We start from the raw sequence: 15,953 nt of genomic DNA on the forward strand, positions 1-15,953 counted from the left end.
GAGGGGCGGCCGGACGTCGCCGACACAGGCCGCCGCTCCCCCGGTCCCCTTCAGGAACCGACCGTCGCCCCCACCGGCGCGCGCCGCACGACGTCCACCAGTGACCGGTCAGTGATCTTCAGCGCGGGGGACACGGCGAGCGTGAGCGTGGACACGCTCATGAACGGGTTGAGGTGTTCCCAACCCCACGTCTCCAGGGCGGCCCGCACGGCGCCCGCCTCCTCGGCGACCCGCGCGGCCGGCCGGGCCGACAGCACGCCGCCCACCGGCAGCGGCATCCGCGCCGCCACGTTCTCGCCGGCGGCGCCCCGGACGACGGCCACGCCGCCTCCGTCGGCCACAACGGTCGCCGACGCCGCGGCCATCGCCGCACGGGACGTACCGATCGTCACCAGGTTGTGGCTGTCGTGGGCGTACGTGGTGGCCACGGCGCCCTCGGCCAGGTCCCGGCCGAGCAGCGGCGCGAAGACGACTCCGTCACGGCCGTGGCGATTGCGGACGCGGACCAGTACGGTCCTGCCCTCCCACGCCACTTCGCCGCCGGACACGGGGAGTTCGATCTCGGCTGCCTCGGTGTAGGTGTCCCGCGGGTTCACGCGCATGGCCCGGAACCGGTGCGTCCCGTCGGGCAGGTCGACGCGCCAGCGGAACCCGTCCTCATCCTGCGCCTCCACGTCGACCCGGCCCCCCAGGGCGCCGGCCTCCCCGGACCGTGCCTCGTAGACCGCGGTTCCGTCCCTGCCCACGACCTGGCCGCCGGCCAGCACGACGGCCGGGTCGAACGCGGCGAGTTCGCCGCGCAGGAGGACCAGGTCGGCGCGCTTGCCCGGCGAGACGACGCCCCGGTCGTACAGCCGCAACCGCTGGGCCGGGGTCCAGGTCAGCGCGCGCAGGACGACGTGCGGCGGGAAGCCGGCCGCGACCGCCACGCGGGCGATGTGGTCGAGGTGTCCCTCGGTGACGATGTGGTCGGCCGCCAGGTCGTCGGTCACGAGACACAGCGGCGGCAGCTGGGGCAGCGCGAGCAGTGCCTTCGCGACGTCCTCGTCGAGGCACTTCTCCTGGAGCATCATCGTCATGCCCAGACGGGCCTTCTCCAGGACCACTTCGGTGCGGTTCTTGGTGTGGTCGGAGTCCACGCCCGTGGCCAGGTAGGCGCTGAGTTCGGCGCCGCTGAGGTTGGGGCAGTGGCCGTCCAGGATCGTTCCCCGGTCCCGGGCGGCGGCGGTGACCGCGGCCATCCGCGGATCACCGGCCACGACCGCCCGGTAGTCCATGACCTCGCCCAGCGCCACCACGCCCGGCCAGCGCAGCATCTCCGCGATGTCGTCGGCGGACAGCGCAGCACCGGCATGCTCAAGGCCTTCCAGCGCGGGTACGCACGAGGGCACGCCCCACAGCTGGGTCTGCGGCGTCCGGTCTCCGGCGTCGATCATCCACCGCATGGCGTCCCGGCCCGCGACGTTGACGATCTCGTGCGGGTCGGCGAGGACGGTGGTGGTGCCTCGGGCCAGCGTCACGGCGGCGAACTGCTGCGGTGTGAGGAAGGCGCTCTCGATGTGCATGTGGGCGTCCACGAAACCGGGGACGATCCGCATGCCGGTGGCGTCGATCTCCTCGCGCGCCTCGGCGGGCGTGCCCGGCGGCAGCACGGCGCTGATCTCGCTCCCCCGGACCAGTACGTCCGCGGGGAACTCCTCGCCGGTGAAGGTGGACACCACGCTCCCGCCGAAGATCCGGAGGTCGTGCTGTTCACTCATGTCGTCGTGCTCCTTCGTGGACGGTGCCGTCACGGGACGAGGGTGTAGAAGTAGTAGCCGAGCGGGATCATCACGATCCACAGCGGCCAGGCCACCTCGCGGATCCGTCCGCTGACAGTCTTGACCAGGACGTGCGCGGCCAGGCCCGTCGCGATGCCGGTGCCGAAGTTGCCGAAGAACAAGGTGGTCGCGACGGTCAGCGCCGCGGGAACGGCGTGCGTCGGGTCCTTGAAGTCGACGTTCTTGAGCGCGCCGAGCATGTTCAGCCCGATGTACATGAGGACGGGCGCCGTGGCCGCGGACGGGATCAGCGTCGCGAACGGGGTGACCAGCAGCAGGAGGCCGAAGCCGCACGCCGCCCACACCGACGCGAGGCCGGTCCTGCCTCCCGAGTCGGCGCCGGCCGACGATTCCAGGTAGGCCGTCATCGAGGGCGCGCCGACGGCGGCCCCGCCCATCACGGAGACGGAGTCGACGAGGAACGGTCGGCGGGAGCCGGGAATGTTGCCGTCCTTGTCGAGGAGCCCGGCCCGTCCGGCCACGGCCAGCAGCGTCCCGGTCATGGAGAAGAACTCCGACACGAAGAAGGCGAAGATGTACGGGAAGTACTCGGGCTTGAGGGCTCCGAGGATGTCGATGTGGAAGACCAGCGGGCCGGGCGAGTCCGGCGCCGAGAAGAGGCTGCCGGGGACCTCGGTCACGCCCAGCGGGATGCCGGCGACCGTCACCGCCGCGATGGTGATGAGGAACGCGCCGGGCACCTTGCGCGACGCGAGCGCGGTGAGCAGCAGCAGCCCGGCCAGGGCCAGTAGCCCCGCGGGCTTGGACAGGTCACCGACGGCGAGGGCCGCCTTGTCGGCGTTGCCGACGACGAGGTCCGCGTCCCGGAATCCGATGAGGGCGATGTAGAGGCCGAGGCCGCCGCTGACGGCGTACTTGAGGTGCATCGGCATCAGACGCGTGACGAGGTCGCGGATGCCGAGGAGGGTGAGCACCAGGAAGGCCGCACCGGACCAGAACACCATGCCGAGCGCCGTGTCCCAGGGGACGTGGTCCTGGCCGACGATGGTGAAGGCGACGAGCGCCACTCCGCCGAGGCCTGGGGCGACGACGAAGGGCAGGTTGGCTATCAGGCCCATCGCCAGGGTGGCCAGGGCTATCGCGATGATGACGGCGGTGGTGGCGGCGCCGTGCGGCACACCGGCGCCGGCCAGCTGGCCGGGCACGACGACCACGGCGTAGGCGGCGGCCATGAACATCGAGGCGCCCGCCACGAGTTCGGTGCGGTGGGTGCTGCCGCGGCCGCGAACGCTGAAGAGCCGTTCGACGCGCGAGACGGGTGGCTCGGTCGTGACGGCGGTCTGCTCGCCGGTGGTCGGAGCGGTGGGTGGCATACGAAACCTCGGCGGGGATGAGGGTCGGGCAGGACGGCCTGCGGCGGCGTCGGCGCGGGGAGGGCTCGCGGGAGGTGGGGGCACCCGGCTTGGGCCAGGTCTCTGCAACCGGGTTCTGTAACCGGTTGCAGAGACCGGTTGCAGGTATGATGACATGCCGTAAAGCGAATGTGAACACAGGGCCCCGCGCACACCCGGCGGGCACGTCAGACAGGGGGCGGCGATGGCGACGCTGATGGATGTGGCGCGCGCGGCGGGGGTGTCCAAGGCCACGGCCTCAAGGGCCCTGCAGCGCCCCGAGCTGGTCGCGGAACCCACGCGCCTGCGCGTGCTGGACGCCGCGCAGCGCCTCGGCTTCCACCCGAACGCCGCCGCCCGCGCGCTGACCACCGGGCGGACGGGACTGGTCGGCCTGGTCGTGCCGACACTCTCCAACCCGTTCTTCGCGCCGCTCGTGATGGGCGCCCAGCAGACCGCCGAGAAGACCGACCATCACCTCCTGATCGCCGTCTCGGAGTACGACCCCACGCGAGAGGCCGAGCTCGCCGACCGCCTCGCGGAGCAGGCCGACGGGCTGATCATGGTCACGCCGGTGGGCACCGACGCCGCGCTGCGGGAACGCTCGCGACGCTTCCCCCTGGTGCTGGTCGACCGCCAGGTGGGCCGGCTGCCCGCAGTCGTCGCCGACACGGCGACGGGTCTGGCCCAGCTCATGGACCACCTCCTCGACCAGGGACACCGGGACATCGCCTACGTCTCCGGCCCCGCCGGTTCCTGGGCCGACGGGCAGCGGTCCGCGATCCTGACGCAGCGCGCGGAGCAGGCGAAGGCCCGGCTGCATGTCTTGGGCCCCCTGCCCCCCACGTTCGACGCGGGGACAGAGGCCGCCCGCGCCCTTCCCCGCGACGCCACGGCCGTGCTCGCCTACAACAGCTATCTGACGCTCGGCCTGCTGCACGGACTCGCGGCGGCGAATCGCCGGGTGCCCGAGGACGTCAGCCTGGCCGCGGCCGACGACCTGAGCAGCCTCAGGTCCACGACACCTCCCGTGACCGCACTCGACGTCCCGGTGGAGGAGGTGGGCGCACTCGCCGTCACGCGCCTCATCGACCTGCTCGCGGGCCACCACGTCACGGTCACCTCCCGCCTGCCGGCCCGGCCGGTCCTGCGCGCGTCGACGGCCCCGCCCGCGACGCCGGCACTCCGGTAGTCCCGGCGCCCCTTCACGCTGTGCGGGCCAGCGCGTCCAGGTAGTCCTCCAGAAGCCCGGCCTGGCGACGGGGCGGGAACGCCTCGGGGTCGAACAGGGCCTGCACCACCAGGCCGAGCACGAAGGCCTGGGCACCGGCCGCGATGCGCGCCGGGTCCCCGTCGGGCAGCTCGCCCGCCTCCTGAGCGGCCACGACCAGGTCGCGGAGCTTGGCGCGGCTTCGCGCGTACTTGCCCGCGTAGTCCTCGCTCAGCCCGGGGTCCGCGAGCGCGGTGTCCCAGGAGGACACCCAGATCCGGTTGCTGTCGGTGGCCTCGCCGGTCAGCGGCAGGATGCCCATCAGGGCGGTCTTCAGCGCGGCAAGTCCCTCCCCCGCGGGAGGCCGGGGACGCGAGACGGTCCGCTGCTCGAGCAGGTCGAGGGCGTACGCGACCAGGTCGCGCTTGGCCGGGAAGTAGTGGGTGAGCAGGCCGGTGGACGCGTCGAGTTCGGCGGCGACCGCGCGCATGGTCAGGCCGCCGAATCCGTGCGCGACCAGCACCCGCCAGACCGCTTCGGAGACGTCACGGCGACGGGCCTCATGGTCCCCCTTGGTACGTGGCATGCTGCTACGGTACATAGCCAAAACGCTTGTTGTGTGAATGAGGTCCCACATGTTCTCTCTCCCCCTGCGGGACGACGCCCGTCTCGCCCCGCTCGAGATATGGCACGCCGAGGAGTTCGCCGCCCACCTGGACCGGGCCCGCGAGCACATCCGGCCGTGGGTCGGGGCGGGCTTCGTCACCGTCGACGTCGACGGGGCGCGCGCCACACTGCGCCGGTACGCCGAGCGCCAGGCCGCGGACGGCGGCCGCCTCTACGGCATCTGGCTCGACGGCACGCTCGTCGGCGGCGTGATGTTCGTGGACTTCGACGCCGCCTCCGGTTCCTGCGAGATCGGCTGCTGGCTGGAGCCCGGCGCCGAGGGCCATGGCCTCATCACACCGGCGTGCGGCGCCTTGCTGGACTGGGCCTTCACCACACGGGGCCTGCACCGCGCCGAGTGGATCTGCCGGGCCGACAACGAGCGCAGCGCCGCGGTGGCCAAGCGGCTCGGCATGACACTCGAGGGTGTGCGACGCGAGTCCTGGCCCTACAAGGGAACGCGCCACGACAAGCAGGTCTGGGCGGTTCTCGCCCCTGAATGGCGCACCCGGTAACCACGACACCGCGGCGCCGCGCCGCCCCGCCCGGAACGGCTGCCCCATTGACTTGCTCCTCGGGCTGAAGCCCGAGGATTCTGGCCTTCCCTGATGTTGCTGCGCCGCTACGCGACGCGGGCGACATCGGGGAGTCCGTGGCTTCCTGTTTCGCTGCGCTGTGCCACGACCGGGGCCGTGGCCTTACCTGCGCTCCACAGGCTGTGACCACCGAGTCCGGCGGCCTTCTTCACGTTGATTGCCGAGTTGATGTCCCGGTCGTGCACCGTGTGGCAGCCGGGACAGGTCCACTCGCGAATGTGCAGGGGCTTGGGGCCGTCGATGCGGTCGCAGACGTGACAGGTCTGAGAGGTCGGCACAAACCGTCCGATCTTGATCAGCGTGCGTCCGTACCGCTGCGCCTTGTAATGGAGCATGGTCACGAACTGGGACCAGCCCGCATCGTGCACGCTCTTGGCCATCCGGGTGCGCGCCGCCCTGACCGCCAGGTCTTCCACACCGATCGCTTGATTCTCGCGGATCAGCTGCGTGGAGAGCTGGTGGTGGAACTCGCGGCGGGCATCGGCGACGGCCGCGTGGGTGCGGGCCAGCTTGAGGCGGGCCTTGGCCCGGTTCCTCGACCCCTTCTGCTTACGTGACAGCTCCCGCTGCGCCTTCTTCAGCTTCTTCTCCGCCCGGCGCAGAAACCGCGGGTTTTCGATCTTTGTGCCGTCGGAGAGGATCGCGAAGTGCTTCAGGCCCAGGTCAATGCCGATCTGGTGGTCCGGGTCAGCGGGTTCGAAGCGGGCTTGGTCGGTTTCGGCGTCGGTGTCGATGTCAAAGCTGGCGAAGTACCGCTCGGCACTGTCCTTGATGACCGTGACCGACGAGGGCACCATGGGCAGGGTGCGCGACCACCGCACCTTCACCTCACCGATCTTGGGGAGCAGGAGGTGTCCGGCGTCGGTGAGTTTCCAGCGGGCGTTCGCGGTGAACCGGATGGCCTGGCGGGTGTCCTTGCGGGACTTGAACGACGGCTCCCCGAGCCTGGGGCCCTTGCGCTCGCTCCTGAGGGAGGCGAAGAAGTTGCTGTACGCACTCTCCGCGTCGCGCAGGGACTGCTGCAGCACCACCGAAGAGACCTCGCCCAGCCAAGCCCGCTCCGGGGTCTTCTTCGCCTCGGTGATCAGGATGCGGGACAGGGCGCCGATCTTCGGGAAGGGCAGCTTGTTCTCGCGGGCGGCACGCCGGGCGCGTACCGCGTCGTTGTAGACGACGCGAGCGCAGCCGAACGCCCGGTCCAGAGCGGCCCGTTGGCCGCGGGACGGGTACAAGCGAAAGCTGTACCTCAGCTGCATGAACGCAAACCATACCGGCGCGGTGATACCGAACAGAGAGAAGATCCATACTGATCACCGACGCCTTCTTGTGATCACGTAAGCGCCGACACCGAGCAGGGCCCTTCTCCGATCTCACGCGTTCGCCTGTGCCCCAGGCCCTGTCCAGCCCCGCCGGAAGGCAACCACACCGCTTCGCGGCAGCCCTCACCTACGACACGTTGGCCCGCTCCGCGGCCCACAACACTGCGCGCCCCCGATGCCCTACGCGTCCCGCGCACACCTTCCCGTGGTGCGGGACGGCGCGCGACCATGTTCCGCCCGGCCGCGTGCCGCATGCGTCAGGTTTCCACTTCCAGGACGCGAAATCGCCCCCTCCGCGTCACACATGCGTCGAGCTGGAGCTGCTCTTCGCCGAACACGCCCGGCGCTGCGTCGCGGCGGCCGCTACGTGGTCATCACCGGCTGTTGCAACGGCAGTTGCGGCCAGGCGTCGCGTGAGGTGTCCCTGATCAACGCCAGCTACATCTGCGACATCCACCCGCGGTCGGAGTTACTTCCGCGCCACGGCCCGCAACCGCCCGGTCCCCGTGCACGTCGAGGACCTCACCGAGGCCGCGCTGCCCTACCGGGAACTGCGCGAGCAGGCCGACCATCTGGTCACCGGCATCGAGGACACGTTCCTCACCGCGTACAGGAACGGCAGTTTCCCGTACCTGATGATCGCTGCCGCCCGTGTCGGACTCCGGCCCCTCCCTGAGCCGCGATCCGGTGCCGTCAGCGTGAATTGACGTTCGCGGGGTAGGAAGGCAAGGCCCGCGCAACGGGCACACGGATCACGCGGAACCGGGAGAGGGCGGTCGGATGATGGCGCTGGAGCAGGCGACCCAAGGAGTGGTTCAGGCGGTCGTCGTCCACAACGGACGCCTGCTCCTGGTGGAACAGCCGGACGGCAGCGCACTGCCGTTCGGTGTTCCCGAGCCCGCCGAGTCGGCGGAGGCCACCGCCGCACGCCTCGTGTACGAGCTCACCGGCTACCTCGTCGACGGTTCGTCGACGCTCGAACCGCAGGCGGCTGGGGCAGATTCGGGGCCGGCTGTTCTGTGCCAGCTGCTGACCGAGGACCCCTCGGACGGAGCGCGGCTCGCGCCGGAGCAGATCCACTGGGTTCCGGTCGCTGAGGCGGTCGGCATCACGCCGCCCGGAGTCGTCCGCGACTACCTGGAGGGCCACACGCCTGTGTGAACCCTCCACTTGCCTGGGCGGCCGGACCTCGTCACTGGGCCCAGCGGCCGTTGGCCTTGCGGTGATCGTGGGGCTGCTGGGACTTACCGGGCAGCTGGTCCTTCGCCTGCTTGACGGCTGCCTGCGGGATCTGCGAGTGGAAGTACAGCAGCTTTCCCTGCCCTCGGGCGCCTATTCCGTGGTGGCCTTTCGCCGGTGAGTTCTTGCTCATGACTCGGCACCTCGCCATCTCACGTCGGCTTCGCGGGCCCGGAGCTCTCCGGTCGCGCATTCCGTAGATTTCACGGTACGCCGCTGCCGACGACGACGGCGGGTCGAGACGGTGACGGAGGAGCGCGCCGAACCCACCCCGCGGGGCACGAGCACGTTACCCGTCGGTCGGGCGTCTCCGCCCTGCGTCTCCGGGTGATCAATGCGACGCTGAAATCGTGCATACCTCCGAGCTGACTCCTGAAATCCGTGCCGCCCTGAGCAAGAAGCGGCCGTATCCCGCGATCACGTTGGTCACGCCGACCGATCCGGATTTCCCCTTCAGCGACAAGGACCGAATCCTCATCCGCGACCTGGTCACCGAGGCCAAGCGACGGCTGGCGGACGACCCGGACGTGGAGCGGGAGACGAGGTTGGAACTGCGGGATCAACTGCTGGATCCCGCGGCGATCGAGCACGCGACCGATCCCTTCCACCCGGACGACGCCATGGTCGTCTATGTGGCCGTGAACGAGCCCGTGCAGGTATGGCGGATGACATCGCTCGCACCGGTGGAACCCCGCGTGGAATTCGCCACGACATTCCTGACGCGCTACCTCGTTGCCGCCGAGCAGCGTTCCCGCCCGTACCTGGTTCTTGTCCTCGACCAGGAAATGTGCCGTCTGTACCACGGGTCTGTACGAAGGCTGCAGGAAGTGGAGACGAACGGGTGGCCGGACAAGCCGCAGATCCCGTCGCCCGAGGATGCAATTCCCGGGTCCATCCCCCACTCCACGCCGTACGAGGGACATGAGGAGCGGGTCGAGCAGTACCTGCGGACCGTGGACAAGCGGCTGGGGCAGTCCTTCGAGGAGCACGACGGACTGCCGCTGTTCGTCATCGGCGGCGACAAGATCCTCGCCACGTTCAAGAGCATCACCCGCTACGGGAATCTGATCGCCGGGACATTGCCGCTCACAGGCATGGACAAGGAATCGGCTCAGGACCTGGAGAAGCGGCTCCAGCCGGTACTCGCCGACTTCTACGCGCAGCAGGTCGCCGAAGCAGTCTCCGAGCTGGGCGAAGCGCGTGGACAGGGCAAGTACGTCGGCGGCGCTCCCGAGGTGTGGACCTCGGTCGCGGACAAGCGCGTGCGCCGCCTGGTGGTGGAAGAGGGACTGATGCTGGCGGGCCGCATCACCGAGGCCGACCGCGTCCTGGAGCTCGTGGACGTACCGAAGCCGGTGACGCTGCCGGACCCGAAGAAGGACATGGAACCGCCGGCGCACGCACTTGGTGTGGCCACCGACATCGTCGAGCGACTCGTGGACAACGCGATCGCGGCCGACGCCCGGGTTCTGTTCGTGCCCGACGGGACGCTCCAGGAGGCCGGCGGCGTGGCGGCGCTTCTGCGGTACTGATCCCCACCGGCGAAAGCGCGAGAGACGGGACCCCACTGGGGTCCCGTCTCTCGCTCTGTCCTCGCGCAATCTAGAGATACGGCGAACCGGAAACATCAATCACGTGTGTATCGCGCTTGCCGCGTGTCATTTCCACCCTCGGGCCCGGCGCGACGACAGCGGTACGGCCGTCCGCGAAGCTCACCTGGTAGAGATCCCGATTCGTACCGGAGATGATCTCCTCGACCCTCACGGTCGGGTCACCCTTGACGCCGTGCAGGGTCAGATAATCGCCCTTCTTGGCTTCCATGTGATCAGCCTCTGATGCTGACAGCTTCCGACGCCTCTGATGTGGGGCATTGATTCCACTCAATCCCGATGGTTGCCGATCCGCAAGCGGAGCGGAAACTGCTCACCTGCACCTGGCCCCAGCTCCACCGGGCTCGACGCCGGTTTGTGCTAAAGATAGCTTTTGCCCGAATGTGGGGAAATCCGGTCGAGAGAAGGTGCAGTGGTACTAGCGATCGCTCAAGAGACCATGGCGCGATGGCAGTTCGGCATCACCATCGTCTACCACTTCCTCTTCGTGCCGCTGACGATCAGTCTGGCCTCCATCGTGGCGGGCTTCGAGACGGCCTGGGTGCGCACGGGCAACGCGAAGTATTTTCACGCCACGAAGTTCTGGGGCAGGCTCTTTCTCATCAATATCGCGATGGGCGTCGTCACCGGCATCGTCCAGGAGTTCCAGTTCGGCATGAACTGGTCCGACTACTCGCGCTTCGTCGGCGACGTCTTCGGCGCACCGCTGGCGATGGAGGCGCTGATCGCCTTCTTCTTCGAGTCCACATTCATCGGCCTGTGGATCTTCGGCTGGGACAGACTTCCCAAGAAGCTGCACTGCGCGTGCATCTGGCTGGTCGCCATCGGCACCCTGCTCTCCGCCTACTTCATTCTGGCGGCCAACTCCTTCATGCAGCACCCCGTCGGCTACCGGATCGACAAGGAGTCCGGTCGGGCCCAGCTCACCGACATCGGCCGGGTGTTGTTCCAGAACACCACGCAGGTACAGATGTTCCACACCGTCACCGCCGCGTTCCTCACCGGCTCCGCGCTGGTGATCGGTCTCTCCTCGTACCACCTGCTGCGCGCCAAGCGCGGCAGGGAGACCAACCGCCGCAACATCGCGCCGATGCGGACCTCACTGCGGGTCGGCCTGATCATCGCGGTCGTCGCTGGGCTCGGCACCGCGATCAGCGGGGACCGGCTGGGCAAGGTCATGTTCGAGCAGCAGCCGATGAAGATGGCCGCCGCCGAGGCGCTCTGGGACACGCAGGGTCCCGCTCCCTTCTCGATCTTCTCGATCGGCGACGTCTCCGAGGGTCACAACACCGTCGCGCTGGAGATCCCGGGCCTGCTGTCGTTCCTCGCCAAGGACAACTTCCACTCCCCCGTCCCCGGCATCAACGACAGGGCCCGTGAGGAGGCGGCCCAGTTCGGCGGTGAACCGGAGGACTTCATCCCGAACATCTTCATGACGTACTGGGGATTCCGCCTCATGATCTTCTTCGGGATGACCAGCTTCGTCGTGGGTCTGATCGGGCTGTGGACCACACGCCGGAAGTTCTGGCTCACCCAGCCGCACAAGACGGACGACGACGAGCCGCCGATGCTGATGCTCACCGACAAGGTCGAGATGAACGCCTTCTTCACCAGGTGGAGCTGGCGGGTCGGCATCCTCACCATGGCCTTCCCGCTGGTCGCCAACAGCTTCGGCTGGATCTTCACCGAGATGGGCCGCCAGCCCTGGGTGGTCTACCAGTTGATGCGCACCGCCGAGGCCGACTCCCCCAACGTCGCCAACGGCACGGTGATCGGCTCGATGACCGCGTTCACCGTGCTCTACGCGGTACTCGCGGTGATCTGGGTGAAGCTCATGGCCAAGTACGGCATGGCCGGCCCGGACTCCGGTGAACAGCCGCCGACCAAGGACCCGACCCTGCGCGGGCCCTCCGCGAAGGACGCGGACCAGCCCCTTGCCCACGCGTACTGAGGACGGATCGTCATGCACCTCCACGATCTCTGGTTCATCCTGATCGCCGTCCTGTGGATCGGCTACTTCTTCCTCGAGGGCTTCGACTTCGGCGTCGGTGTCCTCACCAAGCTGCTGGCCCGCAACGGCACCGAGCGCCGGGTCCTGATCAACACCATCGGCCCGGTGTGGGACGGCAACGAGGTCTGGGTGATCACGGCCGCCGGTGCGACCTTCGCGGCCTTCCCCGACTGGTACGCCACGATGTTCAGCGGCTTCTACATTCCGCTGCTGATCATCCTGTTCTGCCTGATCGTCCGGGGCGTGGCCTTCGAGTACCGCGCCAAGCAGTCCGGTGCGCGCTGGCAGCGCAACTGGGAGGAGGCCACCTTCTGGACCTCCTTGCTGCCGCCCTTCTTCTGGGGCGTGATCTTCGCGAACATGGTCCGCGGCCTCGCGATCGACGCGGACAAGTCGTACGTGGGCGGCCTCGGGGATCTGTTCGACGGTTACGCGATCCTCGGCGGCTTCATGACGCTGGTGCTGTTCGTCTTCCACGGCGCGGTCTTCGCGGCGCTGAAGACGCTCGGCGAGATCCGCGACCGTGCCAGGGCCCGGGCAATCCAAGTGGGTGCCATGGCAGGCCTGTCGCTGATCGCCTTCCTGATCTGGACGCAGGCGGACTCGGGCAACGGGTGGAGCCTGGGCGTGATGATCGTGGCGTTCGTGGCCCTGGCCGGAGCCCTCGTCATGACCCGGCTCGGCCGTGACGGCTGGGCGTTCACACTGTCGGGGCTGACCGTCGTGGCCGCGTTCGCGACCCTGTTCCTGGCCCTGTATCCGGACGTCATGCCGTCGACGCTCGACCCCGGCTGGTCACTGACGGTCTCCAGCGCCGCTTCGTCGTCGTACACGCTGAAGGTGATGACGATCGTCGCGGCGGTGTTCACGCCGATCGTGCTGATCTACCAGAGCTGGACATACTGGGTCTTCCGCCGCCGGATCGGCGTCCAGCACATTCCGGCGGGCCACTGACCGTGCGACCGGTCGGCCCCCGGCTGTCGGCGTACGCCCGCACCGCCCGCGCCTTCCTCGGTGGGGGCGCGACCCTCCTCGTGGCCCGGTCACCGCCGACATCGTGGTGCGGGCGTTCAAGGGGCACACGTACGAGCTGACCGAGCCGCTGCTCGGTCCGGTGCCCCAGGCCCTCGGGCGGGGCGGGCGCTCGTGGCCCGGCCGAGGCCGTCCGCTCGCCGGCCGGGTGCGCTGCGGGACGCTCTGCGAGGCATCAATCCGGACCTCGCCCGCGGCAGACGAATCGCCGTGGCCGGCCCGTCCGGCTCGGGGAAGACCACCCTCGCCCTGATCCAGCTGCGCTTCCTCGACCAGACCTCGGGTGCGGTCCCCGGGCCGGTGCCGGTCCCCGGGCAGTCGCCTCGGACGACGTACCCAGGGTGACCGGGCTGTGCGCGAAGGACGCTCATGTCTTCGACAGGTTCCGTACGACCCCGCTGGTCACCCACCGCGGTGCCGGCTCCGGAGTGCCGCCGCCGAGGGGATCCTGATCCTCGACCTCCGGATCGCCGAGCGCGGCAGCCGGACCGGGCCGGGCGGCCGGGCGGACGGCTCCGTGACCTGCGGCTGCGCGAGCGGCGGGCGGACGCCCTGGTTGCCGCGGGCGACGGTGCCAGCGGGCGGGTAGCGCCCATTGATCGACCGGCATAGCCTGGCTGAAAGTGCCATTTTGTCGGCCTTATGCCCGTCATCGCATGGTCGAAGGGTTGAGTGTCTTGAGTATCGACAGTGAGGCGCCGGAAGAACTGGAACCCCGGGTGGGGCCCATCGCCAAGGAGGATCCGGAGTATCACCCGTACCACCACCCGGCCGCCGGCTGGGGTGCCGCGAAGAGCGTGACCCAGTTCCTCGTGCGCGAGCGTGAGCTGGTGGACGGCCCACGCGCGATCATGAAGATGAACCACGAGAACACGGGCTTCGACTGTCCCGGTTGCGCGTGGCCGGACGACACCAAGGGCTTGAAGCTCGACATCTGCGAGAACGGCATCAAGCACGTCACGTGGGAGATGACGCGCAAGCGCGTCGAGCCGGAGTTCTTCGCCGCCCACACGGTCACCGAGCTGTTCGAGTGGGGCGACTTCGAGCTGGAGGACCAGGGCCGGCTGACCGAGCCGATGGTCTACGACCCCGACACGGACCATTACGTCCCGATCAGCTGGAAGGAAGCGTTCGAACTCGTCGGCAGCACACTGCGTGGCCTGGAGAACCCGAACCAGGCCTCCTTCTACACATCCGGCAGGCTCGGCAACGAGGCCACGTTCCTCTACCAGCTGATGGCCCGCGAGCTGGGCACGAACAACCTGCCCGACTGCTCGAACATGTGCCACGAGGCCAGCGGTCGCGCCATGGAGGCGTCCCTGGGAACCGGCAAGGGAACCGTCGACCTCAAGGACTGGGAGAGCGCCGACGCGCTGTTCATCATGGGCGTCAACGCCGCCTCCAACGCGCCCAGGATGCTCACCGCGCTCGCCGAGGCGTACCACCGCGGCGCGCAGATCGTGCACATCAACCCGCTCGTCGAGGCGGCCGCCACACGCACCATCGTCCCGCACGACTTCATGGACATGGCGCTCTTCAAGACGACGAAGACCAGCACCCTGAACCTCCAGGTGCGGATCGGCGGCGACCTGGCGCTCCTGCGCGGCATGGCCAAGGCGGTGCTGGAGGAAGCCAGGCTGGATCCCAAGGCACTGGACCAGGAGTTCATCGACCGCCACACCACCGGCTTCGACGCGTACCGGGAGTTGTGCGAGAACACGTCCTGGGAGGAGCTGGAGAGGCAGTCCGGGGTCAGCCGCGACGAAATCCTCAAAGCGGCGCGCGTGTACTGCGACGCCGACCGCAGCATCGTCAGCTGGTGTCTGGGCGTGACCCAGCACGAGCACGGCGTCGACACCGTCCGCGAGATCATCAACCTCCTTCTGCTGCGTGGCAACCTGGGACGCGAAGGAGCGGGCCCCTCCCCTGTCCGCGGTCACAGCAACGTCCAGGGGAACCGCACCTGCGGCATCGATCACCGGCCCGACGACGCGTTCCTCGACCGCCTCGCCGAGTACTGCAAGATCGACCCGCCGCGTGAGCACGGCCTGGACACCGTCGGCACCATCCAGGCCATGCGCCGGGGCGATGTGAAGGTCTTCGTCGGCATGGGCGGCAACTTCGCGCTCGCCGCACCGGACTCGGCGATCACCTACGAGGCCCTGCGCAACTGCGACCTCACGGTCCAGGTCAGCACCAAGCTCAACCGCAGCCACCTCGTGCACGGCCGCCGGGCGCTGATCCTGCCGTGCCTCGGCCGCACCGAGAAGGACCACCAGCGCAAGGGCATCCAGAGCACGTCCGTCGAGGACTCGATGAGCATGGTGCACCTGTCCGTCGGCATGAAGCGCCCCGCGTCGCCGCACCTGCTGTCCGAGCCCGCGATCGTCGCCGGCATGGCCCGCGCGGCCCTGCCCGCCAGCCCCACGCCGTGGGAGTGGTACATCGAGGACTACGACCGGATCCGCGACACCATGTCCCAGGCCCTCGACGGGTTCGAGGACTTCAACCGCCGCGTGCGCCTGCCTCTGGGCTTCCGCCTCAAGCAGCCCGCCCGCGAACTGGTCTTCCTCACCCCGTCCGGCGGCGCGGAGTTCTCCGACGCCGCCCTGCCCGACGTGGTACCGGCGCCCGGCACCCTGGCACTGGGCACCATGCGCTCCCACGACCAGTGGAACACCACCATCTACTCGGACAACGACCGCTACCGCGGCGTCAAGAACCTGCGCGAGCTCGTCTTCATGAACGAGGATGACATGCGCGAGCGCGGCATCTCCGAGTTCGACCCCGTCGACATCACCAGCACCGCCAGGGACGGCAGCCACCGCTACCTCAACGGCTATCTCGCCATCCCGTACGACATCCCGCGCGGCTGCGCGGCCGGGTACATGCCCGAGATGAACGTGCTGTGCGCACTCGTCGACTACAGCACGCAGAGCGACCAGCCGATCATGAAGCACGTCAAGGTGACCATCGAAGCGGCCACCTGAGCGGGAGACGGGCGAAGGCGGGGCCCCGGCCGGGCTGACGACCGGCCGGGGCTCCGCCGCGTTCGGCGGCAGCGGAAGGGCCGACGGGAGCGGTGTCCGTCGGCCCTC

General features: G+C 69.1%; 14 protein-coding genes and 1 pseudogene. 9 read left to right on the forward strand and 6 right to left on the reverse strand.

Going from position 1 to position 15,953, the window contains the following annotated elements; translation table 11 throughout:
- Positions 1-50: 50 nt before the first annotated feature.
- Positions 51-1,760, reverse strand: a complete 1,710-nt coding sequence (locus OHO83_RS03295) for an adenine deaminase C-terminal domain-containing protein (RefSeq protein ID WP_266679069.1) — start codon at positions 1,758-1,760, stop codon at positions 51-53.
- Positions 1,761-1,789: 29 nt separating this feature from the next.
- Positions 1,790-3,154, reverse strand: coding sequence for an NCS2 family permease (locus tag OHO83_RS03300; protein ID WP_330278613.1), 1,365 nt, complete (start codon positions 3,152-3,154; stop codon positions 1,790-1,792).
- A gap of 223 nt (positions 3,155-3,377) precedes the next feature.
- On the opposite strand from OHO83_RS03300, the gene OHO83_RS03305 reads away from it, so the two are divergent.
- Positions 3,378-4,364 (forward strand): LacI family DNA-binding transcriptional regulator, encoded by a 987-nt coding sequence (locus OHO83_RS03305; RefSeq protein ID WP_266679065.1) that lies wholly within the window; start codon positions 3,378-3,380, stop codon positions 4,362-4,364.
- A 13-nt stretch (positions 4,365-4,377) separates the two neighbouring features.
- Here the strand turns inward: OHO83_RS03305 and OHO83_RS03310 are convergent, their stop codons facing one another.
- Positions 4,378-4,968 (reverse strand): TetR/AcrR family transcriptional regulator, encoded by a 591-nt coding sequence (locus OHO83_RS03310; protein ID WP_330278614.1) that lies wholly within the window; start codon positions 4,966-4,968, stop codon positions 4,378-4,380.
- Positions 4,969-5,017: 49 nt separating this feature from the next.
- On the opposite strand from OHO83_RS03310, the gene OHO83_RS03315 reads away from it, so the two are divergent.
- Positions 5,018-5,563 (forward strand): GNAT family N-acetyltransferase, encoded by a 546-nt coding sequence (locus OHO83_RS03315; protein ID WP_330278615.1) that lies wholly within the window; start codon positions 5,018-5,020, stop codon positions 5,561-5,563.
- 107 nt (positions 5,564-5,670) lie between these two features.
- Here the strand turns inward: OHO83_RS03315 and OHO83_RS03320 are convergent, their stop codons facing one another.
- Positions 5,671-6,900: an RNA-guided endonuclease InsQ/TnpB family protein gene (locus tag OHO83_RS03320; RefSeq protein WP_330278616.1), complete on the reverse strand. Its 1,230-nt coding sequence runs from the start codon at positions 6,898-6,900 to the stop codon at positions 5,671-5,673.
- A gap of 371 nt (positions 6,901-7,271) precedes the next feature.
- Here OHO83_RS03320 and OHO83_RS03325 point away from each other — a divergent pair.
- Positions 7,272-7,670, forward strand: a pseudogene (locus OHO83_RS03325) (hypothetical protein); the annotation flags it as partial.
- 73 nt (positions 7,671-7,743) lie between these two features.
- A complete protein-coding gene (locus OHO83_RS03330) occupies positions 7,744-8,124 on the forward strand; it encodes an NUDIX hydrolase (protein ID WP_330278617.1) in 381 nt (126 codons plus the stop codon).
- A gap of 31 nt (positions 8,125-8,155) precedes the next feature.
- Here the strand turns inward: OHO83_RS03330 and OHO83_RS03335 are convergent, their stop codons facing one another.
- Positions 8,156-8,335: a hypothetical protein gene (locus OHO83_RS03335; RefSeq protein ID WP_266679055.1), complete on the reverse strand. Its 180-nt coding sequence runs from the start codon at positions 8,333-8,335 to the stop codon at positions 8,156-8,158.
- 217 nt (positions 8,336-8,552) lie between these two features.
- On the opposite strand from OHO83_RS03335, the gene OHO83_RS03340 reads away from it, so the two are divergent.
- A complete protein-coding gene (locus OHO83_RS03340; RefSeq protein ID WP_266679053.1) occupies positions 8,553-9,734 on the forward strand; it encodes a baeRF3 domain-containing protein in 1,182 nt (393 codons plus the stop codon).
- A gap of 70 nt (positions 9,735-9,804) precedes the next feature.
- Here OHO83_RS03340 and OHO83_RS03345 read toward each other — a convergent pair whose 3' ends face one another.
- Positions 9,805-10,023: a DUF1918 domain-containing protein gene (locus tag OHO83_RS03345; RefSeq protein WP_266679051.1), complete on the reverse strand. Its 219-nt coding sequence runs from the start codon at positions 10,021-10,023 to the stop codon at positions 9,805-9,807.
- A 201-nt stretch (positions 10,024-10,224) separates the two neighbouring features.
- On the opposite strand from OHO83_RS03345, the gene OHO83_RS03350 reads away from it, so the two are divergent.
- The 4 genes from OHO83_RS03350 to OHO83_RS03365 all read left to right on the forward strand — a co-directional run bounded on the left by OHO83_RS03350 (position 10,225) and on the right by OHO83_RS03365 (position 15,845).
- Positions 10,225-11,763, forward strand: a complete 1,539-nt coding sequence (locus OHO83_RS03350) for a cytochrome ubiquinol oxidase subunit I (protein WP_330278618.1) — start codon at positions 10,225-10,227, stop codon at positions 11,761-11,763.
- Positions 11,764-11,775: 12 nt separating this feature from the next.
- Positions 11,776-12,777, forward strand: coding sequence for a cytochrome d ubiquinol oxidase subunit II (gene cydB / locus OHO83_RS03355; RefSeq protein WP_330278619.1), 1,002 nt, complete (start codon positions 11,776-11,778; stop codon positions 12,775-12,777).
- Positions 12,778-13,065: 288 nt separating this feature from the next.
- Positions 13,066-13,200 (forward strand): hypothetical protein, encoded by a 135-nt coding sequence (locus OHO83_RS03360; RefSeq protein WP_329432002.1) that lies wholly within the window; start codon positions 13,066-13,068, stop codon positions 13,198-13,200.
- Positions 13,201-13,562: 362 nt separating this feature from the next.
- Positions 13,563-15,845 (forward strand): FdhF/YdeP family oxidoreductase, encoded by a 2,283-nt coding sequence (locus OHO83_RS03365; RefSeq protein ID WP_406319428.1) that lies wholly within the window; start codon positions 13,563-13,565, stop codon positions 15,843-15,845.
- Positions 15,846-15,953 lie beyond the last annotated feature (108 nt).

Source organism: Streptomyces sp. NBC_00569, assembly GCF_036345255.1.
Taxonomy (GTDB): domain Bacteria; phylum Actinomycetota; class Actinomycetes; order Streptomycetales; family Streptomycetaceae; genus Streptomyces.

Coding starts and splice junctions, on each gene's coding strand:
- OHO83_RS03310 (WP_330278614.1), bottom strand. CDS start 4,968: ATGCCACGTACCAAGGGGGACCATGAGGCCCGTCGCCGTGACGTCTCC.
- OHO83_RS03300 (WP_330278613.1), bottom strand. CDS start 3,154: ATGCCACCCACCGCTCCGACCACCGGCGAGCAGACCGCCGTCACGACC.
- OHO83_RS03345 (WP_266679051.1), bottom strand. CDS start 10,023: ATGGAAGCCAAGAAGGGCGATTATCTGACCCTGCACGGCGTCAAGGGT.
- OHO83_RS03330 (WP_330278617.1), top strand. CDS start 7,744: ATGATGGCGCTGGAGCAGGCGACCCAAGGAGTGGTTCAGGCGGTCGTC.
- OHO83_RS03295 (WP_266679069.1), bottom strand. CDS start 1,760: ATGAGTGAACAGCACGACCTCCGGATCTTCGGCGGGAGCGTGGTGTCC.
- OHO83_RS03335 (WP_266679055.1), bottom strand. CDS start 8,335: ATGAGCAAGAACTCACCGGCGAAAGGCCACCACGGAATAGGCGCCCGA.
- OHO83_RS03320 (WP_330278616.1), bottom strand. CDS start 6,900: ATGCAGCTGAGGTACAGCTTTCGCTTGTACCCGTCCCGCGGCCAACGG.
- cydB (WP_330278619.1), top strand. CDS start 11,776: ATGCACCTCCACGATCTCTGGTTCATCCTGATCGCCGTCCTGTGGATC.
- OHO83_RS03315 (WP_330278615.1), top strand. CDS start 5,018: ATGTTCTCTCTCCCCCTGCGGGACGACGCCCGTCTCGCCCCGCTCGAG.
- OHO83_RS03305 (WP_266679065.1), top strand. CDS start 3,378: ATGGCGACGCTGATGGATGTGGCGCGCGCGGCGGGGGTGTCCAAGGCC.